The organism is Microbispora sp. H13382, from assembly GCF_014161445.1.
Lineage (GTDB): Bacteria > Actinomycetota > Actinomycetes > Streptosporangiales > Streptosporangiaceae > Microbispora.
Genome location: NZ_JABBXA010000017.1, coordinates 41,602 through 68,393, shown reverse-complemented (window position 1 = coordinate 68,393; position 26,792 = coordinate 41,602). Strand labels below are relative to the sequence as shown.

Annotated in this window: 18 protein-coding genes; 6 read left to right on the top strand and 12 right to left on the bottom strand. The window is 71.1% G+C overall.

What is annotated here, in order from left to right; translation table 11 throughout:
* Nucleotides 1-34 precede the first annotated feature (34 nt).
* Nucleotides 35-1,438, bottom strand: coding sequence for a glycosyltransferase family 39 protein (locus tag HHX41_RS28355; RefSeq protein ID WP_259401378.1), 1,404 nt, complete (start codon nt 1,436-1,438; stop codon nt 35-37).
* A 306-nt stretch (nt 1,439-1,744) separates the two neighbouring features.
* Here HHX41_RS28355 and HHX41_RS28350 point away from each other — a divergent pair, with 306 nt between their 5' ends.
* Nucleotides 1,745-2,731: a hypothetical protein gene (locus HHX41_RS28350; RefSeq protein ID WP_182908400.1), complete on the top strand. Its 987-nt coding sequence runs from the start codon at nt 1,745-1,747 to the stop codon at nt 2,729-2,731.
* Entirely contained in the window at nt 2,725-3,087 is a 363-nt protein-coding gene (locus tag HHX41_RS28345; protein ID WP_182908399.1) for a GntR family transcriptional regulator, read from the top strand. Before HHX41_RS28350 ends, HHX41_RS28345 begins: the two co-directional genes overlap by 7 nt.
* 49 nt (nt 3,088-3,136) lie before the next feature.
* On the opposite strand, the gene HHX41_RS28340 is transcribed toward HHX41_RS28345, so the two are convergent.
* Nucleotides 3,137-4,159, bottom strand: a complete 1,023-nt coding sequence (locus HHX41_RS28340) for a hypothetical protein (RefSeq protein ID WP_182908398.1) — start codon at nt 4,157-4,159, stop codon at nt 3,137-3,139.
* Nucleotides 4,152-4,742 (bottom strand): hypothetical protein, encoded by a 591-nt coding sequence (locus tag HHX41_RS28335; protein ID WP_310742212.1) that lies wholly within the window; start codon nt 4,740-4,742, stop codon nt 4,152-4,154. Before HHX41_RS28335 ends, HHX41_RS28340 begins: the two co-directional genes overlap by 8 nt.
* 275 nt (nt 4,743-5,017) lie before the next feature.
* Between HHX41_RS28335 and HHX41_RS28330 the strand changes: the two genes are divergently transcribed.
* Nucleotides 5,018-5,596 carry a hypothetical protein gene (locus HHX41_RS28330; protein ID WP_220504493.1) on the top strand — a complete coding sequence of 193 codons (579 nt, stop codon included), beginning with the start codon at nt 5,018-5,020 and terminating at the stop codon, nt 5,594-5,596.
* Nucleotides 5,597-5,757: 161 nt separating this feature from the next.
* The gene (locus HHX41_RS28325) at nt 5,758-6,888 is read left to right on the top strand and encodes a virginiamycin B lyase (RefSeq protein ID WP_220504492.1); all 1,131 of its coding nucleotides are present in this window, start codon (nt 5,758-5,760) and stop codon (nt 6,886-6,888) included.
* An 81-nt stretch (nt 6,889-6,969) separates the two neighbouring features.
* Here the strand turns inward: HHX41_RS28325 and HHX41_RS28320 are convergent, their stop codons facing one another.
* The 6 genes from HHX41_RS28320 to HHX41_RS28295 all read right to left on the bottom strand — a co-directional run bounded on the left by HHX41_RS28320 (nt 6,970) and on the right by HHX41_RS28295 (nt 12,964).
* Nucleotides 6,970-8,277 (bottom strand): homoserine dehydrogenase, encoded by a 1,308-nt coding sequence (locus tag HHX41_RS28320; RefSeq protein WP_182908397.1) that lies wholly within the window; start codon nt 8,275-8,277, stop codon nt 6,970-6,972.
* A gap of 42 nt (nt 8,278-8,319) precedes the next feature.
* Entirely contained in the window at nt 8,320-9,726 is a 1,407-nt protein-coding gene (lysA, locus tag HHX41_RS28315; protein ID WP_182908396.1) for a diaminopimelate decarboxylase, read from the bottom strand.
* Between the two features lie 128 nt (nt 9,727-9,854).
* Nucleotides 9,855-10,580 carry a DALR anticodon-binding domain-containing protein gene (locus HHX41_RS28310; protein ID WP_310742211.1) on the bottom strand — a complete coding sequence of 242 codons (726 nt, stop codon included), beginning with the start codon at nt 10,578-10,580 and terminating at the stop codon, nt 9,855-9,857.
* Nucleotides 10,547-11,200 (bottom strand): TetR family transcriptional regulator, encoded by a 654-nt coding sequence (locus HHX41_RS28305; protein WP_182908395.1) that lies wholly within the window; start codon nt 11,198-11,200, stop codon nt 10,547-10,549. Before HHX41_RS28305 ends, HHX41_RS28310 begins: the two co-directional genes overlap by 34 nt.
* Before the next feature lie 115 nt (nt 11,201-11,315).
* On the bottom strand, nt 11,316-12,209 hold the full coding sequence (locus HHX41_RS28300) for a trans-aconitate 2-methyltransferase (protein ID WP_169982050.1): 894 nt from the start codon (nt 12,207-12,209) through the stop codon (nt 11,316-11,318).
* Between the two features lie 131 nt (nt 12,210-12,340).
* Nucleotides 12,341-12,964, bottom strand: coding sequence for a helix-turn-helix domain-containing protein (locus HHX41_RS28295; protein ID WP_182908394.1), 624 nt, complete (start codon nt 12,962-12,964; stop codon nt 12,341-12,343).
* Between the two features lie 272 nt (nt 12,965-13,236).
* On the opposite strand from HHX41_RS28295, the gene HHX41_RS28290 reads away from it, so the two are divergent.
* Nucleotides 13,237-14,817, top strand: coding sequence for an MFS transporter (locus HHX41_RS28290; RefSeq protein ID WP_182908393.1), 1,581 nt, complete (start codon nt 13,237-13,239; stop codon nt 14,815-14,817).
* A gap of 31 nt (nt 14,818-14,848) precedes the next feature.
* On the opposite strand, the gene HHX41_RS28285 is transcribed toward HHX41_RS28290, so the two are convergent.
* Entirely contained in the window at nt 14,849-16,870 is a 2,022-nt protein-coding gene (locus HHX41_RS28285) for a glycosyltransferase (RefSeq protein WP_182908392.1), read from the bottom strand.
* 538 nt (nt 16,871-17,408) lie between these two features.
* Here HHX41_RS28285 and HHX41_RS28280 point away from each other — a divergent pair.
* Nucleotides 17,409-17,708: a helix-turn-helix domain-containing protein gene (locus tag HHX41_RS28280; RefSeq protein ID WP_182908391.1), complete on the top strand. Its 300-nt coding sequence runs from the start codon at nt 17,409-17,411 to the stop codon at nt 17,706-17,708.
* A gap of 143 nt (nt 17,709-17,851) precedes the next feature.
* Here the strand turns inward: HHX41_RS28280 and HHX41_RS28275 are convergent, their stop codons facing one another.
* Complete coding sequence (locus HHX41_RS28275) at nt 17,852-18,352, bottom strand: hypothetical protein (protein WP_182908390.1); 501 nt, start codon at nt 18,350-18,352, stop codon at nt 17,852-17,854.
* Nucleotides 18,353-18,368: 16 nt separating this feature from the next.
* Nucleotides 18,369-26,561, bottom strand: a complete 8,193-nt coding sequence (locus HHX41_RS28270; protein WP_182908389.1) for a DNRLRE domain-containing protein — start codon at nt 26,559-26,561, stop codon at nt 18,369-18,371.
* Nucleotides 26,562-26,792 lie beyond the last annotated feature (231 nt).

Below are 26,792 nucleotides of genomic sequence, written 5' to 3'. Positions count from 1 at the left end.
GAAACTTTACTTGCAGATGGCAGAGATTTTGCCGCTACCCGTTGCCGCGCGGGCGCTCGAAGAGTGCGACCGTGAGGCCCGGCAGCTCCGCGGAGTGCCAGGCCGTCGCGAGGCGGTATCCGGCCGCGCGGACGGCGGCCACCCGAGGGATCTTCTTGCCCGTCAGGCCGGACTGCTTGGTCCCCCGCCAGACCACCCAGACGCGGCGGCGTCCGGCGAGGGCCTCGGCGAGGTCGCCGCGCTCGGCGTACTCGAAGGCCGGGCCCTGCCCCCTGAGCAGCACGTCGTCGGGCAGGCCCGCGCGGCCGTAGTAGACGAAGCCGGTGCGCAGCCGGCTCTGGCCGTACACGATGGCGTCGCCGGGGCGTTCCCGCGCCCGGATCACGCCGACCGCGCCGGGGAAGTCGTCGTAGTGGCCGTTGCGCTGCCGGTAGTCGGCCTGCGCGGGAAGTCCCAGCAGCGCGACGGCCAGGACGACGGGCACGGCGACCAGCGCGGCGGGAAGGGCGGCCAGGCGGACCGAGGCCAGGGCCACGGCTCCCGCCAGCGCCAGGGCGGGCGCCGCGACGAACACGTAGCGGTCCACGTAGGCCGGGGTCACCAGCGCGTCGATCGCGAGCAGCAGCACCGGCGGAAGGACCAGCCAGCCGGCGGCGAGCACCCCCCAGGGGACCGACCTGCGCAGCAGGATCACCACCCCCACGACGGCGAGCGCGAACAGCGCGGGCCCGGCGAGGTCGGAGCCCGCCGCGTGCTTGGGGAACTTCAGCAGCACGTCGGGCCCGTGCGGCTGGATCCAGCTGATCGCGTGGCGCTCGCCCCATCCCACCAGGGCGAGGACGACGACGGGGACGCACCCCACGGCCGTCGCGGGGACGATCCTGGTCAGGAACGTACGCCGGGGCAGGGCGAGCAGTGCGGCCAGGAACTGGGCCGGGAGCACCAGGACGGAGAACAGGTGCGTGCAGCCGAGCAGCGCCACCGACACCGCGTACCAGCGGACCCGGGATCCGGTGGGCGCCTCGGCCACGCGGTGCAACGCCCAGGCGGAGACGACGGCCGCCGCCGCCGCGAACGCGTACGGCCGGGCGTTCGCGCCGTGGTAGGACACCGACGGCAGGACGGCGAACAGCGCCGCGGCCAGCACGCCGGCGCGCGGCCCGGCCAGCCTGCGGCCGAGGTCGGCCAGGAAACCGGCCGCCACGCCGGCCGCCAGGGCCGAGGGCAGGCGCAGCCACCACTCGGTCTCCCCGAAGAACGACCACACGTGGACGAGCAGGTAGTAGGGCAGGAAATGGCCGTCGATGTGCCGCACGAGCTCCCACAGGCCGCTCAGCGGCCGGGCCACCGCGGCGCTGTAGGTGGCCACCTCGTCGCCCGACAGCGACGCCGTGGCGCCGGAGATGGCGACGCAGGCGGTCAGCAGCCCCGCGAGCAACGGCGTCCATCTGGGCCAGTCCCTCGCGCGCGCCTCCGCGCCCCGGCCGGATGCCCGAACCGTCTCGCCCGTAACCACACTTTCCCCCACAGACGCGAACACTTCGGTGACTTTAGGCACGTCGCACACGATCGACGCGCGAATGATCGCGGACGTTACCGGATCGAGCCCCTCAGCTCCGCCGGAGCCCGCGACGCGTGGGCCGGTGCGCCTCACCGTACGCAGCCCCGCCGAGGAGCGCGAGCCGGGCCTTCTCTCCTTCTGTTCGTATTGTTATAGTGACATACAAACAGTTGGAGGTGGCCCGTGTACTACCCCCCTCAGTACGACACCGGGCGACCCGGCCGGCCGCGCCGCCTGGTCCTGACCCTCGCGCCACCAGTTCTCGCCCTCCTCGGTCTCCTGCTGCTCTATGCCGTCTTCCGGGACCGGCTGCCCGACCGGGCCTACGTCTCCGGCTGGGAACCGCGATGGGCACCTGATTGGGATGACTGGCTGAGCTTGGTCGCCCAATACACAGGGGTCATCGAGGTGGCGCTCCTCGTGGGGTTCGCGCAGTACTGGCGCTGGCCCGAGCTGCAGCGCTGGATGGCCGCGTGCTCCGTCGCCATGGGCGTTTCGGCCGCGACGGGGAACGGTGTCGCGATAACGACGCTGATCGATGCCGCGGGGCCCGCGACCCCGCCGTCGTGGAAGGTACCGGCCGAAATCGTGGCCACCATTCTCGGAGGCGCCGCGGGCTGGTGGCTGTCGGGTCCCCTGCCGCCCGCGCCCTGGGCGCACACCGCACCGCCCCCGGGAGTGCCCCTGCTGCAGCTCACGCCGGCCCAGCGGGCCGTCTACGCGGTGTCCACCTGGCACCGCGCTCCGCTGCTTCAGGGCGCGGCCCTCCTCGCCCTGGCCTGGTTCTGGGCCCCTCACTTCTCGTCCTCTTGGCAACCCCCCACGATGGCGGCGCTCCTCGGGGTCTTCCTGGTCCTTCAGACGCGCACCCGGCTCCGCGTCGACGGCCGGGGCGTGGAGGTGAGCCTGCCCTGGCTCGGCGGCCTGCGGCGGGCCCTGCCGTACGACGCGGTACTGTTTGCCGCGGTGCGGTCGAGGGGATCCGGAACGGGCCCCGGCGGCCTGATCGGCGGCAGCAAGGGGTGGGGATACGTGAGCGGGCGTGGTCCCGTGCTGGCCCTCCGGCTCACCGACGGCCGGGAGTTCCTGTACTCGACCCGGGACGCGGAGACGGCCGCGGCGCTGGTGAACGGGGCGCTCGCCCGGGCACGGGGAACCACCGGATGCTGATCGTCGTCGACCCGTCCTCCGCCCAGCCCTTGGCCGACCAGGTGGCGGCCTCGGTGCGCGCGGCGGTCGCCAGGGGCGCGGCGGTCCCCGGCGACAAGCTGCCCTCGGCGCGCGCCGTCGCCGCCGCGCTCGGCATCAACCTGCACACCGTGCTCCGCGGCTACCAGCAGCTTCGCGACGAGGGCCTGGTGGAACTGCGCCGGGGCCGTACGGCGACGATCACCGACCTCGCCGCCGAGGGCGGCCTCCTGCACCTGCGCGAGGCGGCCGAGGAGTTCGCGGCCGTGGTCCGCCGGCTCGGGGCCTCCGAGGAGGAGGCCCTGGACGCCGTCCGGAAGGCCCTGGCGGGGCGCTGACCCGCCGCGTCCACCCCGTCCACCCCGCCGTGAGGCACGGCGCGGCGGGTCAGGCCGCTTCGCCGTCCAGGGGGCGGCGGCGGAACCGGCGCAGGTTCACGACCAGGAGGACCATGGCGGCGACGGCCGCGGCGGCGCAGGCGACGAGGGCCGGCACGCTCGGGTCGTTCGCCGCCGCCGCGGGTTCTCCGGCCGTGGGGAAGGTGATCGTCCCGCTGGCCGTACGGCTGACGCGGCCGCTGCGCAGGGTGAGCCGGAACCGCCAGGGCCCCGCGGGCAGGTCGTGACCCAGCAGCACGGTCACCTGACCGTGGCCGCCGGGAGGCAGGGTGACGGCGCGGGTGCCGCGGAAGGGCCCGGCGCTGAGCGCGCTCGGCCCCTCCGACAGCCGCACCTCGCCCTCCAGGTCGACGGCCCGCTCCCCCGTGTTGCCGACCTCGGCCACGAGCCGCGGCTGCCCGTCGACGGTGCGCCCGGCGGTCACCCCGCCGATCCGGAAGCTCGTCGGCGGTTCGCCGCCCGGGCCCACGTCCAGGTAGGCGCGGACGCCCACCCGGTTGACGAGCGCCACGTTGCCCGCCGGACCGGGTGAGGCCGAGGAGATCTCCGCCCAGATGACGGCGTACCGCTCGCCCTTGACCGCCGTGGCCGGCACCGCGACGGTGGCCGTCACCGGGACGCGGCCGCGCGGCGGCAGGTCCACCGCCGACCGGTCCAGCGTGATCCAGGAGGTCAGCTCGTTGCCGGTGCGCGCGGGGGCGAACGTGAAGCCCTCGTCGCCGACCCGGGCCGCGGCGGGATACACGTTCACGTGCTGCCGCTCCGGCGAGGTGCTGAAGACCTCGAGACGCCGGGTGAACGTGGTGCCGGGATTCACGTGGTCGACGATGAACGCGTGCGAGCGCGGATCGTCCAGGCGGTTCTCGGGAATCTCCAGCAGCCGGATGCCGAACCTCTCCGCGCGCTGCCGGCCGGCGTCGCCCGCGGCCGCCGCCGGTGCGACGACCGCCGCGTGCAGCACGATCGCGAACAGGCCGGAGGCGATGACCCTGCGGGTGAGACGGTCAGGCAACGGAGTGATCCACCGTGCCGGTGTAGAGGCCCGCCACCGCCTGGGGCGGGACGTTGACCACGATGGTGGGGTTCCAGGTCGCCGAGTTGTCACCCGCGCCGGTCGTTTTGCTGAAGGCGGTGCGCGGCACGTCCAGCGTCACGGCCGCCGCCGCGTTGGGCTGCCCCGGCACGAAGGTGCCGGTGCCGGTCGTGCCCGTCGCCGGGCCCGACCAGTAGGAGACGGCGGTGTTGGGAATGGTCTCGGCCGCGCCGCCACCGCCGGTGGTGAAACTGGTCGCGGACGCCGTGGCCACCCAGGTCGCGGTGAGCGTGGCGCGCTGGTCGGACACCGTGACCAGGCCGAGTTGACCGCTGATCTGGTTCCCCGGCACGTTGGCGCCGATGTTCGCGGGACCGTCGGGCACGGTGATCGTCAGGCCGTCGGGGGCGTTGACGGTGAAGGTGACGGTCGTGGGACAGGTCGTGGATGCGGGACAGGTGCCCGCTCCGGCGGGCGTCGCCGTCGACGCCACGGTCAGCGCGGCCGACAGCGCCAGCGCCGCCGCGATCGCCGACGGCGCGGCGACATTCCTCTTACACACAGCCGATCTCCCCCGTCGATGCGCTGTTTCGAGCCTCGGTCGGTGACATCCTGGCCGGTCCTGGGCGTACGACACGGTCGCGAGGCCGGCGTCTGGAGACCCTTTGTGATCAGATGACGACGGACGGAGACGTGGGGCCCGATCTCCACGGTCACGGCTGCTCCCGGCGTGGCGGCGGCCTGGAGCCACCCCGGTGCCCTAACCTGCCGTGGGTCGTTCACAGGAGAGATCGGCCGCGCGGCGGACCGACGGCACGGCGACGAGGAAGGCCAGACATGCGGCAGGTCGGTGTGGGCGCGATCGTGGCGGTGACGCTGGCCGCGTCGATCGCTGCGCCGGTCGCGCTGCCCACCTCGCTGTTCGCCGTGCCCGGCCTCGCGCCGGCGGCGCAGGCCGACACGGGAACGGCGCTGGTCCCCCTGCGGGCCGACCCGCTGACGATCACCGTGCCCGGCTCGGTGAACCTCGGCAGCGTCGCGCAGGGCGGCACGCTGAGCGCTTCCATGGGCACGGTGACCGTGGCCGACTCCAGGACGGGAATCCCTCCGTGGACGGCGACCGTGTCCGCCACGAACTTCACCACCGGCAGCGGCACGCCCACGCAGACGATCACGACGGCGAACGTCTCCTACTGGTCGGGACCGGTCACCGCGTCGTCGGGAGTGGGCACCCGCAACCCCGGTCAGCCCACCGCGGCCAGCCGGGTGGCCCTCACCTCGCCGGTCACCGCGTTCAGCGGGCGCAAGCAGGCCACGCCGATGTCGACGAGCTGGCAGCCCACCCTGGTCATCACCATCCCGTCCAACGCCGCCGCCGGCGTCTACACCGGGACCATCACGCACTCGGTCGCCTGACCGTCGTCTCCGCTCCGTACAGGAGTTGGGGGTCTCGTGACCCGCCACGGACGCGGCGGATCGACGGCCGGTCGGGCGGGTCGGCGATAGTGAGGCCCGCCGGGCCGGGGGCGCGGCTTCCGGCCCGGTTTCTCATGTCGCTTCTCAGCCGAAGGGATGCCATGCCACGCTTCTCACGACACCTCCGCCGCCCGCTCACGGCGATGGCGCTGGCCCTGGCGACGGCCGCGCCCCTGTTCACCGGTCTGCCCGCCGGCGCCACCGCACCGGGCGAGCGTCCCAAACCCCCGCCGCCCTGGGTGCGGATCTGCCAGAAGCTGAAGCGGATGCCGGAGCACCGGCACATGCGGTGTCCCGTCCACCGGCCGCGCCCGCTCGCCGGGTCGTCCGGCTCCGGCGACGCGGCGCGGTTCCCCACGGTCTCGGAAATGGACACTCCGACCCATACATCCGGGCCCGTCGGCATCACCTCGGGTCCCGACGGCGCGCTGTGGTTCACGGAGAACTACGCCGGCAACATCGGACGCGTCACCACCGGCGGCGACTTCACCGAGTTCGCCGTGCCGACCGACGACGCCGAGCCGGGGCACATCACCACCGGGCCGGACGGCGCCCTGTGGTTCACCGAGGCGACCGGCGACAAGATCGGACGGATCACCACATCCGGTGTCATCACGGAATACGCGCTGCCCAACGCGGGGTCCTACCCCTGGGGCATCACGGCGGGTCCCGACGGCGCCCTGTGGTTCGTCGAGACGATCGGCAACAAGATCGGGCGGATCACCACCTCGGGAACCATCACCGAGTACGCCCTGCCGACCGGTGACGCCTACCCGATGCGGATCACCGCCGGTCCCGACGGCAACCTGTGGTTCACCGAATCGTTCGTGGGCAAGATCGGCCAGATCACCCCGGACGGGGACATCACCGAGTTCGCCATCCCCTCCTCGGGAGCGATACCCATAGGGATCACCACCGGGCCGGACGGCAACCTGTGGTACACCGACGGCAACGGGAAGGTCGGCTCCGTCACCACGGACGGCGACTTCACCGAGCACGCACTGCCCGACCCCAACGCCTTCCCATGGGGCATCACCAGCGGCTCTGACGGCAGGCTGTGGGTGGCCGAGCAACTCGGCAACGCGGCGGCCACCGTCACCACCTCGGGAATCATCATCGAGTACTACATGCCGACCAGCCTCGCCGGGCCCTTCGACATCACCAGCGGGCCCGACGACAACGTCTGGCTCACCGAGAACTACGTCGACCAGATCGCGAAGGTCGCCCTCTAGCTCGACCGATGCGGCAGCGGGCACTCCCGGGCAGAGCACCGGGAGTGCCTTCGACGTCAGACGAAGCCGCCGCCCTCGGCGTCAGGGCGTGTCGTCGCCCTCGACCCGCATGACGCTCGCGACCGCGCGGACGATGTTCAGGTCGCGCAGGTCCTTGATCGTGCCCGACAGGGCGGCGTCGCTGGCCCGGTGGGTCACCAGCACGAGCTGGGCGTCGTCGCCGCGGCCCTCCTGCCGCACCGTCTGGATCGACACGTCGTGCGTGGCGAAGATGTCGGCGACACGGGCGAGCACACCCGGCTTGTCCGCGACGTCCAGCGACACGTGGTAGCGGGTGACGCTGTCGCCCATCGGATGGACCTTGAGGTCGGCGTACGTCGACTCCTCCGGCCCGCGGGTGCCGGCGAGGCGGTTGCGCGCCACGGCGACGATGTCGCCCAGTACGGCGCTGGCGGTGGGCGCGCCGCCCGCGCCCGCGCCGTAGAACATCAGCCGCCCGGCCGACTCGGCCTCCACGAAGACCGCGTTGTACGCCTCACGCACCCCCGCCAGAGGGTGCGACCTCGGGATCATGGCGGGGTGCACGCGGACGCCGACCGATCGGCCGTCGTCGGAGCGGGCGCAGATGGCCAGCAGCTTGATGACGTACCCCATGCCCTTGGCCGAGGCGACGTCGGCCGCGGTGATCTCCGTGATGCCCTCGCGGTGCACGTCGGCGGCCGTCACCCGGCTGTGGAAGGCGATGCCGGCCAGGATCGCCGCCTTGGCCGCGGCGTCGAAGCCCTCGACGTCGGCCGTCGGGTCGGCCTCGGCGTACCCGAGCGCCTGGGCCTCCTCCAGCGCGTCGTTGAACGAGGCGCCGGTGGAGTCCATCTTGTCGAGGATGTAGTTGGTCGTGCCGTTGACGATGCCCAGCACGCGGCGCACCCGGTCACCGGCCAGCGACTCGCGCAGCGGGCGCAGCAGCGGGATCGCCCCGGCGACGCTCGCCTCGAAGTACAGATCGGCGCCGTTCTCGCGGGCCGCCCGGTGGATCGTGGCGCCGTCCTCGGCGAGCAGCGCCTTGTTGGCGCTCACCACAGACTTGCCGTGCGCCATCGCGGCGAGGATCAGCGACCTGGCGGGCTCGATACCGCCGATCACCTCGACGACGATGTCCACGTCGTCGCGGGTGACCAGGCCCTCCGCGTCCGTCGTGAGCAGCGCGGGGTCCATGTCGGCGTCCCGCTTGCGCCCGAGCCTGCGCACGGCGACGCCGGCCAGCTCCAGCGGGGCGCCGACACGGGCGGCCAGGTCGTCGGCCTGCTCGTGGAGCAGACGCACGACCTGCGACCCGACGACGCCGCAGCCCAGCAGCGCGACCCTGAGCGCCGGTTTGGCTTTACTCACGACCCCTCCTCGCTTCGCCGCCGGACTGTCCGGAGCGGCCGGTCACAGCTGCCCCCTGAGCAGGTCGTCCTCGGTCTCCCTGCGGATGATGACCCGCGCCTGGCCGTTGGACACCGCGACGACGGCGGGCTTGGGCAGATAGTTGTAGTTGTTGGCCAGCGACCGGCAGTAGGCGCCGGTGCCGGCGACGGCGATCAGGTCGCCGGGGGCCAGGTCGCCCGGCAGGTACAGGTCACGCACGACCATGTCGCCGCTCTCGCAGTGCTTGCCCACCAGGCGCGACAGCATCGGCGCCGCCTGGCTCACGCGGGAGGCGAGCACGGCCGTGTAGTCGGCGCCGTAGAGGGCGGTGCGGATGTTGTCGCTCATGCCGCCGTCGACGCTCACGTAGGTGCGCAGGCCCTCCACGTCCTTGACGGTACCGGCCTCGTAGAGGGTGACGCCGGACACTCCGGCGATCGACCGGCCCGGCTCGACCGTGAGCCGGGGCACGGGCAGCCCGGCCGATTCGCACACCTTCGTGACGATCTCCCGCAGGCCGTCCGCGATGACCTTGACGTCCAGGGACTCGTCGCCCACCACGTAGGGAATGCCGTACCCGCCGCCGAGGTCCAGCTCCGGGAGCACGACGTCGTGCTCCTCCTTGATCTCGACCAGCAGCCGGGCCAGGCGGCGGGCCGCGACCTCGAAGCCGCCGGTGTCGGTGATCTGCGACCCGATGTGGGAGTGCAGGCCGACCAGTTCGAGCTGCGGCAGCGCGAGGATGCGCCGCACCGCCTCGGCGGCGGCGCCACTGCTCAGCGACAGGCCGAACTTCTGGTCGTCGTGAGCGGTCGCGATGAACTCGTGGGTGTGCGCCTCGACGCCCACGGTCACCCGGATCATCACCTTCGGCCGCACGCCGTGCTTGTCGGCGAGGAAGCCGAGGCGGGCGATCTCCTCGAACGAGTCGATCACGATGTGGCCCACGCCGGCCTGGACGGCCTTCTCCAGCTCGGCGAGCGACTTGTTGTTGCCGTGCATCGTGATGCGCTCGGGCGGGAAGCCCACGCTGAGCGCGACGGCGAGCTCGCCCGCGCTGCACACGTCGAGGCCGAGGCCCTCCTGGTCGATCCAGCGGGCGACCTCGCGGCACAGGAACGCCTTGGCGGCGTAGTGGACCTCGCCGTCGTGGAAGGCGGACCGGTACTCGCGGCAGCGTGAGCGGAAGTCCTCCTCGTCGATGACGTACAGAGGCGTGCCGAACTCCTTCGCCAGGTCACGGGCGTCGATTCCGCCGATCGTGACGGCACCGTCGGCCCGGCCGGACGTTCGCGGCCAGATGGCCGGTTCGAGCGCGTTGAGGTCGGCGGGCACGTGCGGCGGACGCTCCTCGGGCAGTCCGGCGGTGACGGCGACGATAGTTGAGGCGGCGTGCAGGTCGCCGGCAGGGTGGGCGAATCGACTCACCCGAACGAGGCTAGCCGACCCTGCGATTCACTCGCGCCCGCTGTTCAACCTGCGAGACGACCCCAAAGGAAGATATTCAGATCCGCAGGTCATCTACGGCATTGCTTCCGGCGATCGCCCGATTTGGTTCAGATTTTGCCGGGCGGCGCGACGCCGAGCTCCGCCAGCCCCTCGCCGAGCACCCGGCGCACCGCCTCCCCCATCCGCACCCGGGCCGCGTGGACCTCCGACGGCGCCTCGTCGCCCCTGGGGATCGGGGACGCGCGCTCGACGGCCGTGTGGTAGACCTCGGCCAGCCGTTCGAGGTACGCCGCCCACCCGGGATCGCGGCTCTCCTTCCTGCTCGGCAGCTCGGCCAGGACCCGCAGCACGGCCCGGTCGAACGGGCCGTCGAGGAGCTCGGGCCGCACCGCCGCGCGGGCCGGCACGCCGAGGTCACGCGCCCATCGCCGTACGGCTCCCGCCCGCACGTACGCGTACCGCACGGCGAAACCGGGGTTGTCCCACGTGCGGGGGAAGTCCGGCCACGGCGCCGCGCAGGACGCCGGCGGCGGGGACACGGCGATCGGGGCGGCCAGGACCTCGTCGACGATCTCTCCCGGCGCGGCGACCCCGATGACGAGGAAGCCGTTCGGCCGGACGTCCACCCGCCGGATCCCGGGCACCGCGCGCAGCCGTGACGCGAGCCGCTCCGCCGCCTCGGCCGGGGGCTCCGCCGTTCCCCGGAGCGCAGCGGTGGAGACGAATCGCGCCTCCCGCTCCCACGACCCCTGCGGCATCGGCGGCGCGCCGAGGACGCCGCGCAGCGCCTCCATGATCATCACGCCTTCGGCGCGGCGGTCAGCGTGAGACACCCGGGGATCGCGGCGAACGCCGCACGCAGGCACGCGGTCAGATCCCCGGACGCGGGCTCCCCCGGCAGGGACGCCCAGGACTTCAGAGCGCCGCGCCAGGCCGCGACGAGCAGGTCGAGCACGAGCCTCGCCCGCAGGTCGTCCACACCGCCCAGGTCGAGACGACGGCGCAGGATCGCGAGCGCCTCACGGGTGGTGCGGTCGCACAAGTGCAGGCCGTACGCCCCCATCGAGGGGGTCCGGGCGGCCAGCAGCTCGCCGAGCCGGACCTGGCGCGCCCAGTCGCCGGCGGTCATCCGTCCGACGGCGGCGAGCAGACAGTCCTGCACCATCTCCATGACCGGGCGTCCCGCGTCGGGCTCGCGCCGCTCCAGCTCGTCGAGGAACGCAGCCCACATGTCCTGCGCGGGCGTCAGCGCGACGTCTTCCTTGCCGGCGAAGTTGCGGAAGAAGGTGCGCTTGGAGACCTCCACGGCCGCGCACAGGTCGTCGAGGGTCGTCGCCTCGAACCCCCGCTCGGTGAACAGTTCCAAGGCCGCGTCGACCAGCGCCCGGCGGGTGCGCAGCTTCTTACGCTCACGCAGCCGAAGGTGATCGGCCGGGACGGCTGTCGTCGTCATCGCGGCCAGTCTAGCCCGGCAGGAGGTGCGCCTTGCTGGCACATGCCACCGAGTGGCATGGCCGTGCTCGACCTCGCCCTGAACGGCGGCGCCCCTCAGCGCCGCGCACTGTGCGTCAGGCGCGGCGCGCGGCCCAGACGGTGCGCTCGGTGCGTACGACGAGATCCTCGCGGTGCAGGAGGCTGTTCGGGCTGTTGGGGTCCAGAAGCTCGTCGAGTGCGGCGAGGTCCTCGGGGCTGAGGGCGGGTGCGGCGACGCCGCGGATGCGCTGCAGGCTGCCGTAGGCGTAGCGGCCGATCGCTTCGCTGCGCTCACCTTCGATGTTGACGGTGATGGTGCGCTCGTCCTCGACGGTGAAGCCGGCGGCTATCAGTAGCGGGCCCCAGTCGGCGCCGCGGTGCGGAACGTGCTCGGCGTGGAAGCTGTCGGTCGCGGCATGGGCGCGCTCTTCGAGGCCAGGCCGGTTCTCCGGGGCGTGGGCGGGCAGGAAGCGGGGGAAGCCCGCGAGCTCGACGACGGCGAACAGGCCGCCGGGGGCGAGCAGTTCGCGGACGCTCCGGAGGGCGCGGCCGGGGTTGGCCATGTGGTGCATCGAGGCCGAGGCCCACACCAGATCCGGCGTGCCGAGGTCGGGCCAGTGGTCGGTGTCGAGGTCGGCCTGCACGGTGTGTACGCGTCCCTCGACACCGCGGGCGCATGCCTTCTCGCGCAGGAGCCGGAGGTGCCCGGTCGAGGTGTCGACGGCGGTGACGTGCGCGTAGGGGAAGCGATCGAGGAGCGCGAAGGTGCCCGCGCCGGTACCGCAGCCCAGGTCCACGATCTGCCGCGGCTCGCTCTTCAGCGGCAGCCAGGCGGTGATGGACGCTATGTGCTCGGCGAGCACCTCGGCGTCCAGATCGAGGATCTCCGCCTGACCGCCATCGCCGTGCGTTTGGAGGCCGCCATGGTCGTGGTCGGGGTGGTGACCACTTTGTCCGTGATGGGGGGTGTGCTGATGCATTGGGGTCATGGCACCACCGTAAGCCCTTCATGCGCATGCCGCATGACCGCTTGCGGAACACGCAAGAAGGTCGCGTGATTCGCTGCCCGGCACGCAATATCGGCCGCCGCGCCGCGGGCCTCCGGCACGACAAGGGCCCGCTATTCGCAGGGGGCCTGCGCGCCTCCGCAGGCGGCTTCGGAGCCGTCGGCGCCGGCGTCCTTCTGGTGACCGCGGCGGGCGTCGCGGTCGAAGATGCCCAGGATCTCGCACGGTCCGCCCTCGGCGCCGATGGCGTGCGGCATCATGGTGGGGAACTCTGCGGCCTGGTTGGTCTCGATGCGATAGCGCCGGTGACCAAGCATGAGGACGGCGGTGCCGGACAGCACCACCAGCCATTCGCGGCCGGGGTGGGCGCGCATGCGGGCCGGATTGTCGGGCGGCGGGTCGGTCATCCGCTGACGCATCACGCTCATACCGGGGTCGCCCTTTATGGGCCAGCGCATCAGGCCGTGGGCGCCGTCGATCATCGGGCTGATGACGACGTCGTCGGCGGCGTTCTCCACGAGCTGGTCCAAAGTGGTGTCCAGTGCGCGGGCCAGGGTGACCAGCTGGTCCAGGGCCAGGCGGCGCTGACCGTTCTCGATACGACTCAGTGACGACTGGCTGAGGTTGGCGCGCATGGCCAGCTCCTCCAGCGACCAGCCCTGTGCGACGCGCAGCGCGCGGATCCGTTTGCGTACGAGGCTTTCCAGCTGCCGATCTTCTTGCGTCATAAGCAACATGCTATGCCACTTATGCAACGCGGGGTTAACGTGTCAACGACGACGGCGGCGCTCTGGCCGGCTCTCACATCAACGCCCTGCCGGCCACCGCGACACCGACGCCGCGCTCGCCGCCGCGCACAAGACCACCGGCTGACACCGAAGCCCTGCTGCCGAAGAACCGCGCGCCCGCCATCCGGCGGTCCACGCGGTGAGCAAGTCCCCACCTCACCGACCTGGCGACCGGCTCTGTCCCGGCGCTGATCCTGCATGCCCTTGTTCGGAAGGAAACCATGAGTACCAATCAGCCTCCTCAGGCGGCGGCCGCGCCGGCAAGCGGCGGGGGTGCGCCGGATGCGCGCCGGCTGCGCGCGATCCTGATCACCGTCTCCATCGCGTTGATGGCTGTCATCGCCTCGGTGTCCGGGCTGAACGTCGCCCAGACTCACATGGCCGTCGAGTTCGGCGCCTCGCAGAGCACCGTTCTGTGGATCATCAATACCTACACCCTCGCCCTGGCCGCCCTGCTGCTGCCGCTCGGCGCGATCGGTGACCGGCTGGGCCGCAAGCCCATGCTGATCACCGGACTCATCATCTTCGGCGCCGCCGGCGTCGTCGCGGGACTCGCCCCGTCGGCCGCGGTGATGATCGGCGCCCGCGTGGCCGCCGGTATCGGCGCTGCGATGATCATGCCGATCACACTGGCCGTCATCACCTCCACCTTCCCCGAGGAGGAACGCGGCAAGGCGATCGGTGTGTGGACCGGTGTCGCCGGAGGCGGCGGCATCCTGGGCATGTTTCTCTCCGCCCTGCTGGTCGACGTCGCCGACTGGCGCCGGCTGTTCGTGCTGCCCGTGGTCCTGGTCGTCGTCGCGCTGGCGATGACTCTGAAATCAGTGCCCAACTCCCGCGAACGCTCCACCCACTCCTTCGACACCATCGGTGCGCTGGTCTCCACCATCGCCGTGATCGGTCTCATCTTCGTCCTGCAGGAAGGCCCCGAGCGCGGCTGGACCGCCCCCATCACCCTGATCAGCCTGACCGTGGGTGTCATCGCCGCCATCGCCTTCGTGGCCTGGGAGCTGCAGCGCCGCGACGCGTCCCTGCTGGACGTACGTCTCTTCCGTGAGCGGGGCCTGGCCGGCGGCTCGATCACCCTGTTGGTCGTCTTCGGCGTCCAGGCCGGTATCGCCGTCGTGCTCTTCCCGTTCTTCCAGGCCGTACTCGGCTGGTCCGGACTGATGTCCACCGTGGCGATGATGCCGATGGCCGTCATGATGATGATGACCTCGGGCCTGGCCCCGAAGATGGCCGCCAAGATCGGCGCCCGCTCCACCATGACCGTGGGCGTCGCCCTGGCCACCCTCGGCCTGGCCCTGATGGCCCTGTTCGTGTCCGTCGACGGCGGCTACCTGTCCATCCTGGCCGGCATGCTCGCCATGGGCATCGGCATGGGGCTGTCGATGACGCCCTCCACCGAGGCCATCACCAGCTCACTGCCCCGCGCGAAGCAAGGTGTCGCCTCCGCACTCAACGATGTCACCCGCGAGTTCGGCACCGCTCTCGGTGTCGCCATGCTCGGCGCGCTCCTGGCCAACGGCTACCGCAGTGCCATCGACGGCAGGCTCGACGGCATCCCCGCCGGCGCCGCGGACACCGCCCGCGAAGGCATCGCCAACGCCGTCGAGGTCGCACCCGAGACCGGCGGCCACGCCCAGGGCCTGATCCACGCGGCACAGCAGTCCTTCGTCGACGGCTGGCAGCAGGCCATGTGGATCGGCGCCGCCGTCATGGCCGCACTGCTCCTCTACGTCGCCCTGCGCGGCCCGAAGAACATCGCACCCCTCCAGCCGGACGGCCGCACAGCGCCCTGAGCGCCACCCGAGAGGTCCGTGGACGGAACATCTAGAGCAGGGCGAGGGGTTCGGCCGGGACGTATCCCTCCATGCGCGCCGAACCGAGCAGCGAGCCCTCGGCCGAGTCGCGGACGCAGACGTAGGAGTAGCGGTCGGCCGAGTAGACCCGCACCCCGTCCGTACGGCACTGCCGCATCAGGACCTCGCCCCACTCCTCGGAGACGTCGGCGAAGCCGAGCTCGGTGAGGACCTGACGGCGGGCCAGGACGGTGCCCCCGGCCACCTCGGGGAGGAACCGGTGCTCGGCCTCCGGCTGGCGCAACAGCGTCGCGCCCGTCCCCGGCAGGTGGGCGTAGAACGACGCCTTCCCCAGCACCTCGGCGTCGGTGGAGGCGAAGTGGCGGACGAGGTCGGCCAGGTAGTGCTCGCCGTACAGGTCCCTGGCGTCGAGCACGGCCACGTAGTCGCCGTCGGCGAGCCGGACCGCGCGGTCGAGGGCGGCGCCCCGGGTGACCGGCTCCCGGGTGGCGCGGACCACGACGTCGAGGTCCGGGCACGCCTGGCGGACCGTCTTGTCCACCAGACCCGCGTCCAGGCCGTCCGCCACGATCACGATCTGACCGGGCCGCTCGATCTGACGGGTGACCTGGGCGAGCAGGCGGTCCAGCTCGGCCGGGTCGGCGACGGCGGTGATCGCCGTGATCACGCCGCTGCCTTGCACGCTCGGCACGCCGAGGGTGTCGAGGATCGGGTCGAGCAACGGGGTGACGCCGGCGCGGGCCCGCCAGGCGAGATGGGCCTCCCTGGCCAGTCGTCCCTCATCGGCCATGAGGATCTCGGCCGCCGCGAGGATCTCCTCGCCCTTGGCCCCGGCCCGCACCTGGAGCACCGGGGTGCCGCAGGCCGCGACCTCCCCTATCACCCTCGGCTCGGCGTCGGCGCCCGCGATCACCAGGGCCGGCCGCCGGTAGGCCGTCAGCACGTCGTCGTACGCCGTCTTGTCGTCGCCCTGGCCGGCCAGCGGCTGCCAGGCCGCGCCGCCGGCGGGCGGGGTGACCGTGCCGAGCGTGACGATCTCCCCGGTCCTGCCGCCCTCGGCGGGGATGGGGTTGTGCACGCGGGGCTGGATCGCGAGCGGGAGCACGCCGACCCGGTCGTGGCGCAGCGCCGACCGCCACTCGCGGGCGCGGGCCTCCGTGGTGGCCAGCACGTACTCGAAGTGCTCGGCCGCCGGGACGGCCCGCGACACCGCGCCGCCGGAGTGCCAGAAGACCGTCTTGACGCCCCGCTTGTGACAGGCCGCCACCAGGTCGCGCAGCGCACGCGTCTCGCCGGCCAGCGCCTCCAGCCAGCGCCCGCCGTTGCCCTGCCGGGGGCCGGGCCGTACGGACTCGACGAACAGCACGTGCGGCCGCTGCTGGTCGAGCATGGCCTCCCAGTTGTCCGGGCCGAAGTTCGTCACCAGCCGCCACTCGTACCGCAGGAGCGCCTCGGTCTGCCGGTCCACGATCGCGGCGACCGTCATGTACGGCCGGGCCGTCGGGCCCTTGGGGACCACGAACGACTCGGCGAGCGGCGCGGAGACCTGCGGAGCCTTGGGCTCGGGCGCCGCGGGGGCCGCCTTCACCTCGGGGACGGCGGGGATCTCCGGCTTGAAGTCCGAGCGCTTGGGCGCGGGGCGCTTCCTGACCGGCGCCTTGAGCGTCCTGGCCACCGTGCCGGGCTTCTTGCTGTGGATCGCGTCGCCGAGTTTGCTCCACCGGCTGTCCTGGAGCGAGGCGAGCTTCCAGTTGGCGACCTCGGTCTGGTACTTCTGCTCCGCGAGTTGCTTGGCGAGCTGCGCGTTCTGCCGCTCGACGGTCTTCAGCCGCGCCTCGGCCTCACGCATCTTGGTCAGCGCCTCGGCCTCCGAGCGCGCCACCTCCTCCAGCCGCCGCTGGTAGTCCGTGATCAGCCGGGCCAGCTCCGCCGCGCCGGAGGCCCGCTCCACCGCCTCCGCCAGCGCCTGCCGCAGCGCCGCCGGGTCGCTCCGCTCGGGCTGTCCGGCTGCCGGCTCGCTTACCTCGCTCATAGGGGGTGACTCCGCGGTAGACCTTCAGGACCAGAGTCACAATATTCGCAGAACACCCTGATCGCTCTCAGGCAGAGCCGAGACCTCGTCCACCTCGTCCGCCACATCCCCCCGCGACCGGTGGCCCACGAACCTCGCGACCAGATCGCCACGGACCTTGCGGCCAAACGACCATGACACCAGCGACCAAACGGCCACCGATCACGCGACCATCGCTCCACAAAGGCAGTGTGACCTGGGGAGACGCGACTTTTCGAGGCCCGCGAGCGTAAGGCCCGCTGTCGTCGCTCAGCCGCCCTCGTCAATCGCCCCCGACCACGGCCGGCCGGGCCGGCGTCTCCAGAGGACTCCCACTCGATTCCCACCGGCTTGTTGCCGATCCGAGAGACAGGGGGCTTGCCTTGACTATAACGTCCCTGTTATGACCACGGTCTTCCGCACAGCAGCGGATGCGGGAGAGGTCAGAGATCGAGCGAGCCGTACGGGCCATGCGGCGATGCGTCACGGAAGCGCACACGGCAGACGAGGAGTGATCGACTTGAGCGAGCGCAGGGCATGGTCGGACAAGCGCTCTGAGATCATGAATCGCCCCGGCGCCGGAGCCGCCTACGAGGCCGCTCGCCTCCGCTTCGAACTCGGCGACGCGGTGCGGCGGCGGCGCGAGGAGCTCGGCCTGACGCAGACGGAGCTGGCGGCTCGCGCAGGCCTCAAACAACCCGCGGTGGCCCGCTTCGAGGCCGGCGGCACCATGCCCACGATTCCCATGCTGGAACGCCTCGCCGAAGCCCTCGAGGTACGGCTCAGCGTGCAGTTCCAGCCCTTCCGGGAGGCAAGTTAGCCCAGCACCAAGGACAAGGCCGAGGTCGACGCGGTGCCGGAGAACCGGCAGGGCCGCGTCGTCGGTGTCGAGGTAGGGGTTCGTCCACATGGAGCTCGCCCGCCGACTTGCCGCATGCTCCCGTGGGGCCGCTACCGGCCGGGTCAGCAGTATCGCCTCTCGACGTCCCGCTGGAACTCCTCCAGGGAGACCTTCTCCCGCATGCCGTCTAGAACCTGGCTCGTTTCGGCGAGCTCCCGCGGCACCTGGTCCTGCAGGAAGGACACCTGGAGCTCGAACCCGTCCGTCAACCGAGCCGTGGCGAGGACGTTTGGCGGAATGGGCGTCTTCAACGGCATTTCGAGGGTCTTGAAACCGGTCGCGTCGCCCACTGTTATCTCGCCACCCTGCTCCACTGCGCCGGTCGGCTTCGAGACCTTCCAAATAGGCTTGAGCGTCCGGCGGTCGGCGACGCTGAAAGAGGAGAGTCGCTCGCCGGAGCACAAGGTGACGACGAACCGCAGGCTTCCGTCGGCAGCGCGGCCGATCCCCACCGGTCGTGGCAGGTCGTCGCCGAATCGCGCGACGCACGCTGTCGAGGCGAGCAGACAGATCGACGAGACGAGCAGGGCATAAACGACGCCGCGTCGGCGGGGATCGCGCATTTTACGTTCCAGTCTCCTAGCAGTGATACGTGTTGCCCATCGCATCCGCCTGTCTTTCATAAACGTTCTCACAGGGGTCGGTGGGCTGCGAGAGGTAGTACACGAGGAATGTCGGCCAGAATTTGGTCTGCGAGTAGTAGTAGTTCCACTGGCGCATGTGCTCTGCCTCGTGTGCAATGACGATCGGATTGAGATCGGCCAGATTCCATTTGTTCAGGAACACCGAGCCGACGGTGGTCCCGCCTCGCCCGAAGTGCAGGCCGCTGGTGAGCCCGCCGCAGACGGTGAGACCTGTCCCGCTGTCCTTCTCACACGTGCCGCCCCGGCTCTTCGCCCATTTCTTCACCTCCTTGTTGAACTCCTTCATGCTGATCCACGGAGGCGTGTTCACGAGGAACATGGTGAGTTCCAGCGGAAGTCCCCAGACACTCGCGGCCCTTGCGACGTTGCTTGGGTTACAGGGGCGGGAGTCCGCATTGTCACACATCCACTCCCGCCAGTTGCGCCAGTCCGATGCGATCTTTTCCTTGCATGCCTGCGTGCTGAGCTGGGAGTGGCAGTCCTGCAGGGTCTTCAGCATCTTCTTGTTGGCGCGCCACGCGCCGGCGAGTTCCTTGGCGGACACGTGGTACTTCTTGCCGGGTACGCCCGCGCTTGGCAGCGCCATCATCACCTCGAGCCCCTTCATGTCTCCGGCTTCTACCATCGAGTCCACGGCCAGCGTGAGGTTCTCGTCGTGAGTGAGCCGTGGCGAATAGCCCATCATGTACAGCTCTTGGGCGCGCGCGCTCATCTGATAGAAGGGCACGCCCTCCTCGACGGCCTGTCCGGTGGGCATGTACTTGTACCCGAGCCTCTTGATCGCCTCGTCCGACAGCAGCGGCTGGTTATAGAAGGCGTATCCGGGAGAATTCACATACTGTTCGAACCACCGCGCATGAGAGTCGGTCTCGTGGCAGGTGTCACCGGAGCAGATGAGCCCCGTCCCACAGGAGAAGCCGGACAGGCAGACCTCCACCTGCTGATGTCCCGTGGGATCGACGTAGTTCAGGGGCGAGGCGCCGGCGTAGGTATAGCGGTTGGCCCGCACGGACGGCGCCGGATCCAGGTTCGCCGTGTCTCGGCCGGTGAAGGTGCCGGTGCCGGGCTGGTACCAGCGGGCGTGCATGTTGACCTGACCGGTGTCAGCGTCGGCCCACTCGCCCTGGAAGCCGAGCTGAGGCCGGGTGCCGGTGCTGGTGGCGACCTTGCCGAAGGGGTCGTAGGCGGTGGAGCCGGTCAGACCGGTCGCGCCGGCGGCGAAGGCCGCGACGATGTCACCGTGCCGGTCGGCCACCTGGAACTCGGCCGCGCCGCCACCGATCTTGGCGGACAGGACGTCACCGAAGGCGCCGCGGCTGTACGCCTCCCGCGTCGCCCCGGCTCCGTCCGTGACCGCGACCAGGTCGTTGCTCATGTCGGCGTACACGTACCTGGTCGTGGCGCCGCCCTTGGTGCGGCCGGTCATTCGGTCGAGGGCGTCGTAGGTGTAGTCGGCGTTCCCGTCGCCGACCATCCGGTCGAAGGCGTCGAAGGAGAAGGCCCTGACGGTTCCGTCCTTGGTCGCCGACGCCAGCGTGCCGCGCGGGGTGTAGGTGTAGTCCACACCGGCGCCGGAGGCGAGGCGGTTGCGCTCGTCGTAGGTGAAGGTGTCGTTCCCCGCCCGCGTGCGGTTCCCCGACGCGTCCCACTCATAAGTGGTAGTCGCCGAGGACGGGTCGGTCCAGGAGGTGAGCCGCCCGGCAAAGTCGTAGGTGTAGCTGTTAGCGCCCGCGCCCGTGGTCCCGGAGGTGACCTTGGAGGTCAGGCGGTCCTCCTTGTCGTACCCGTAGGTGATGGACGCGAGATCCGCGCCGCCACCGGTCTTGAGGACGTCGCTGGTGACCCGGTCCAGGGCGTCGTAGCCGTAGGTGCGCTGCGGCCCCCCGTCGCCGTACGTCGCCGAGGTCAGGCGGCCGGCCTTGTCGTAGCCGTAGCCGACCGTCACGCCGGTCAGCGGGTCGACGGTGGTCTTCAGCCGGTCCTTGCCGTCCCAGGTGAAGGTCGTGGCGCCCGCGGCGTCGCCGCGCTGAACCAGGCGGTCGTCGGCGTCGTAGGCGAAGGTCGCCTGGTCCACTCCGCCCTTCGCGGTCTTGAGGATCTGGCCCCGGTCGTTGAGGGTGAAGGCGATGTCACCGGCCGAGACGGCCCGGCCCGCGAGGTCGTAGCCGAAGGTCTTCGGGGCGGTGGGCGCGGCGCCGCCGCCGCTGCCGGCCTGCTGGGCCAGCCGGTTGAGGTTGTCGAAGGTGCTGGTGATGGTGACGCCGCCCGGCTGGAGCCGCCTCACGGGGTTGCCCGCCGCGTCATAGCTCGTGGTCCACGTGCGATCGGCGGCGTTCGGATGCTGGGCCGTGGACGGCTCGATCACCGACTCGACCAGCCCGAGGGCGTTGTAGGTGGTGACGGTGGCGTTGCCTCGCCCGTCGGTGTACCGGGTGCGGGCGCCCACCGCGTCGTACCCGGCGGACGTGGTGATCGAGTCGCTGTCGCTCACCGGTTCCACCATGCGCGTGATCCTGCCGAGCGCGTCGAAGGCGTAGGTGACGGTGCGGCCCTCGGCGTCGGTGCGGCTGATCGGGTCGCCGTCGAGGTCGTAACCGATCGAGCGGGTGCGGACGGTCGCGCCGCCGGCGTCCAGCTCCTTGACCGTGGTGGGGCGTCCGGCCAGGTCGTAGGTGATGCTGTCGGTGTTGCCGAGCGGATCGGTGACCTTGGTCTGGCGTCCCGCCAGGTCGAAGTCGAAGGTGGTCGTGTCGCCCAGCGGGTCGGTCAGCTCCGTGAGCTCACCGGCGGGGTTGACGGTCGCGGCCGTGGTGTCGCCCCCGGGCCGCTTCTCGGTGAGGAGGTTGCCCGCGTCGTCGTAGGTCGAGTACGAGGTCAGCGTGGCCGTGGTGGGCTTGCGCTCGATGACGGTCGAGGTGATCGGGCGGCCCAGGTCGTCGTAGGTCGCCTCCTTGCGCGCACCGGTCGGGTCGGTGACCGACAGCAGCTCGCCATTGAAGGTGTACGTGTAGTCCGTGTGGCCGGGAGTGACGCCGCCGGCGGCGGGCGGCTGGATCACCCGGACCAACCGGTCGAGGGCGTCGTAGGTGTTGGTCGTGACGTTGCCCCGCGGATCGGTGATCGTGGTCAGCCTGCCGGCGGCGTCATAGCCGTACGTGGTGACGGGTGTGATCGCGCTGCCGCCGGGCGGCGTGTACGACGGGGACGCCTGCGAGGTCCGCTGTCCTGCTCGGTCGTACTCGACCGAGCCGGCCCGTCCCTCGGGGTCGACAACGTTGGTCCGTTCTCCGGCGGTGTTGTAGCCGTACCGGACGACGGGCCGCTGGACGGCCGGGGACGCGCCCCCACGCTCGACCGCGACCGGCGGCTGCTTCGTCTCGACGAGCCGGCCGACGGCGTCGTAGCGGTTCAGCGTCGTGTGGTCGAGCCGGTCGGCGCCGGACGCGTTGCCGCGCGGCGAGGTGACCTCGGTGACCAGTCCCCGGTCGTCGTACTTCCAGCTGGTGATCAGGTCGGTCTCGCCGTTCTCGACGATCTGCCTGATCCTGCGGTTGGCGTCGTCGAACTCCGCCCTCGCTCTTTCCGTCCGTGACATGCCCGCCGCGGTCCTCGTCGTGGAGACGACGTTGCCGTTGGCGTCGTACCCGTAGCTGGTCGTACGGGCCAGCCCCGCCGGGTCGAGCGTCTGCGAGGTGAGACGGTTGGCGGCGTCGTAGACGTAGTCGATCCGGGTCTTTCCGCCACCAGTAACCGTCTTGCGGGGATTGCCCGCCCAGTCGTACTCGTACGAGGCGACCACGACGTCCCTCGGCGTCGTGGAGCCGTTGAGACGGGCGTCGTCGGCGATCTTCTGGGACACGAGGTCGTCGTCCCAGTAGGTGTACCGAGTCGTGCGGCCCAACGCGTCGGTCTCCGAGGCCAGCCGGCCTCCGGGGTCGTAGGCGTAGGACGCCAGGACCACATCGGTCGCCGGCTGCGGGGTGACCGGGCTGCCCGTCCAGTTCTTGACGGTGAGCGTCGCCTTCTCGCCGCGCGGGGTGTAGCCGAACTGCAGCAGGGTGCCGGTCGGGCTGGTCACCGAGACCAGCCCGCCGGTGGCGTCGAAGGAGTACTGGGTGGTGCCGCCCTCGGGGCCGGTCATGGTCTTGACCCGGCCGAGGGTGTCGTACGTGTAGGTGGTGACGCGGTCCTGGTCGGACCCGGTGAGGTCGTCCAGCGTGGAGGTGAGGACGTTGCCGTCCGCGTCGTAGGCGGTGCGGACCTCGGCGGTGTGCGTGGCCGAGGTGACCTCGTTGGCGACGCCGGGACCGGTCGCCTTGACGACGCGGCCCATGCCGTCGTAGGCGTAGCTTGTCGTCACATCGTCCGGTTCGGCCGCCGACACGACGGTCTGGCTGGTCTTGCGGCCGAGGGCGTCGTAGCCGAAGCGGGTGACCAGGCCCGCCGCGTCCGTGGTCTCGGCGAGATCGCCGTTGGACCTGTAGCGGTAGGTGGTCTCGGCGCCGTTCGGCTTCTTCTTGCTCTTCAGCAGGCCCGCGGGGACCGTGCCGCCGCCTGCCGCCGTCTCGGTGCCGTCGGTGTAGGCCCAGTGGACGGACCGCCCGGAGGGGAATCCCTCGGTGGCCGGCCCCGTCTGCTTGACCCTGCCGCCGTACTGGTCGTACTCGATCGTGGTGAGGTAGGTGTCGTCGTCCTCGTCCGACGATCTGCGGTCCCGGTATTCGACGACCTGGTCGTTGCGAGGGTCGAACAGGTCGTCGGCGTCGACGTGGTACGCGAGGTACTCCGTGCCGCACGAGCCGCTCGTCCGGCAGGTGGTCCTCGCCAGCAGGTTCCCGCGCGCGTCGTTGGCGAACTGCGAGGCGATGCCGTTGCGGTCGGTGACCTTCGCGACGAAACCGCCGGTGTCGTACTCGTATCTGGCCGTCTTGCCGAGCTGGTCGGTCCAGGAGACGAGGCGGTCGTCACGTGAGGCGTCGTTGACGTACGTCAGGGTGCCGTCGCGCGGGTCGGTGACGGTGATCGTGGCCAGGGACGTCCCGGTGGAGTCCTTGCTGTACGCCGGGGACGACAGCTTCCACAGGCCGCCGTTCGCGTCGGTGTGGGTCAGCAGGCGGCCGCCGTCGGCGGCGTAGGTGTTCACCGCCGCGACCCGGCCCGACGCCTTGATGATCTTTGTGAGCTGGTGCCGGACCTGCCGGGTCCGGTAGTGGTTGAGGATCTGCTCCCGGCGCAGCGGCTTGTTGTAGACGGCGACCTCGTCGATCGAGCCGGCGAAGGGGAAGGCGCGGCTGGAGCTCACCGTGCCCGGCCAACTGGAGGAGCCGAAACCGTACCCGAGCCGGGCGTCCCACTGGCCCAGGTGCGTGATCTGCTGGAAGAGGCTGCCCACTTCCTGGCCGTCCAGGTAGAGGGTCTGGCTGGTCCTGGCGCCCGACAGCGCCACGTGGTGCCAGTTTCCGTCGTTGACGGCCGTGGCGGAGGTGATCGGAGCGACGGTCCCGGTCCACAACTGACCGCGCAGCTTCCCGTCGGTGCCCACGTAGACGGCCGGTGTGTACACGCTGGGCGCGTCGGTGGCGGAGTTCTGGTAGCCGAAGACGGCGCCCGAGCCGGTGGTCTTGAACCACGCCTCGATCGTGGTCTCGCCGCCGAGTCCGTTGATCACGCCGGGCGGCAGGGAGACGTACGCGGAACCGGTCGCGCCCTTGAAGGTCATCGCGGTGTCGGACGAGCCGCCGAGCGGCGCGGGCGCGCCGCCGGTGGCGTCCGCGGTGCTCCCGGCGATCCTTCCGTTGCCGAGACCGGAGATCGAGCTCATCACGTTCGTGATCGCACTGCCGATCCCGGTGGTGGTCTCGTTCAGCCGCCAGTACCCCACGGGTTTGGCGTCGATGACGGCGCTGCGGTACTGGGAGGGGTCGCCGTACTCGTAGCGGACGCAGGCGCCGCCGGACGACGGCGGGCAGACCTTGACGAGGTGGTCCCCGTCATAGGCATAGGTCCAGGTGATGGGAGCGCCGTCCACCGGGTCGCCGGCCACGGCGGTCACATGAGCGCCGCTCCAGGTGAAGGTCAGCGAGCGCCCGCCCGCCCCGGTGACCTTGGCCAGCTTCCCGTCCGTGCCGTACTGCAGGGTCTGCGTGCGGCCCCGGCTGTCGGTGACCTTGACCAGCCGTCCCGCGGAGTCGAACCAGTAGGAGGTGGACTCCTTGTCCATCAGCCGCCAGCCGTTCCCGCTCTGCGTGGCCAGGGTGGCGTAGGTGCCCGCCGGAGACGCGTAGGTGCCGTCGCCCTTGGCCGCGAACCGCCACTGCCGCCCGTCGGGATAGGTGATCAGCACGGTGGACCTGAGCGGCTCGTTCTCCAGCCGGGTGTCCCAGCGCGTGGTCCAGCCCGCTCCGAACGCCCCGTCGGTGCGAGGATCGAGGCTGTTGTAGGTGCGCACCACCGACAGCGGCGGCCCCACCGCGGCGACCGTGAGGTCGGTCTCGGTGTGGGTGTAGTTGCCGGTCACGTGGTTGAACTCGCGGCCGTCCGTGCCCGCGGCGAGCAGGGCGTTGATCGAGTCCTGCTCCGGGACCGCGGTGAAGCTGCGCCAGGACGACGTCGCCGTCGCCGCGCTGGTCGCCGCCTGCGCGTACCACCAGTAGGTCTTGCCCCACTTGAGCTTGCCGGACGGGACGGTCCACGCGCCCTTGACCCAGGTCGACGACTCGCACCAGGTCCAGTCGTCTTTGGGGCCCGCGCAGACCTGGTACCAGTACGACGTAGCCGCCTCGCCGGGCGCCTGCGCATACGCGGACAGGGCCGGCGTGAGCGAACCGGCCTGCGTGTTGTCGGCGGGGGTGAACTGCTGGAAGGTCACGGTGTCCAGCGGCATGGACGTCACCCGCGCGGTCTGCCAGTCCGACCACGCGGAGTAGGCCGCGCCGTCGTTGGCCCGGGCCCGGTACTGGATCGTCTGCCCGTCCGACAGTTTCCCCGCGGGGACGGCCACCGTCGCCTTACCACCGGCGGCGACCCCGCTGGCGGTGCCGCTCCACACCAGGGAACTGCCCACCTGCACCTGGAACTCCCCGCTGAGGCTGCCGCCGTCCGCGTCCGACAGCACGGCCGACAGCACCGGCGTCAGCGAGGTCACCACCCCGCCGGTCTCCGCCGTCACCGTGGGAGCGATCTGCGGGGCCGCCACCGTGGGCGCGGTGTTCGGCGGCTGGTAGGTGAGGGTCAGGACGGGTTTGTTGGACGATTCGGTGGACGCGAAGGTCCGCGTCTGGCTGCTCGTCCCCTCCGGGCCGGTGAGCCGCACTCCGTAGTTGCCGGACGTGCCGGAGACCCATCCCGCCGCCATCGTGGTGACATCCCACTTCATCGCCCTGGGACTGGAACTGCCGCACGATCCCGAGGACGGAGAGACGTTCGTGCCCGAGATCGCCGATCGGTCGGCCGACGGCTGGTTGTACCAGGCGATACTCGACGACCACGATGACGTCACCCTGGAGGCCGTCGTGGAAACGCTGCTGCACGCGTTGGAGCTGGAGTTCCACAGCTTCATCTCGGCGGCCGTCACCGTGGCGCCCGCGGGTACGGACGACAGATTGAAACGCAGAAACGCCCGGTCCCGCACATAGCTGGTGGGAATTTCATACGTGTTGGCGCTCGTCCCGACCCACAGCGAGGAGGAGGAGGGATGACCGGACCCGAGCTGGTAGCTGCCGTCCTGGTATTCGGTGGTCTCCACGTACGTGTCCGTGCTGACGGGAGCGGTGATCTGCGTGGTCAGCGTCCCGTTGCTGTTGGCGTAGGTCCGGGAGTTCTCGGTGGTCGCGCCCTCCAGCAGGACCTGGGACTTGGTGCGCCGTGCCGCCGCCAGCGCCGCCACGACCTCCGTCTTGTCCGCGTCCCGCGCCGCCCCTGCGGCCGGGGCCGGCGACGGTCTCAGCGCCGCGGGCAACGGCGGAGGAGAGGCGAGCCCGCCCTCGGCCGGCTCGCCGGACGTCTTGTGCCGCTGCTCGACCGGCAGGCTGCCCTTCGGACGCTCAGCCGTCTTCCGAGCCGGCAGGCCCCCCACCCGCGTGGCGGCGCTGTCGACCAGGTGCGGCAGACCGCCGGCCGTCCCCGTCAACTGCTGTGGAGCCTCGCCATTCGGCAGATCGACCGAGACGAGGGGCGGACCACTCCGCGCAGCAGCCGACGCGATACCGGCGGAAATGAAATTCGGTAACAACGCCACCTGAATCGCCACGGCGATCCGGACAAACAGGCGCGCGAAATCGCGCCCAAGACGGCTGCGCCGCATGGCTCGTCACACTCCAGAGGCAATCGCGCGGACGGGGGTGGAAACGCCCTCTCTCGG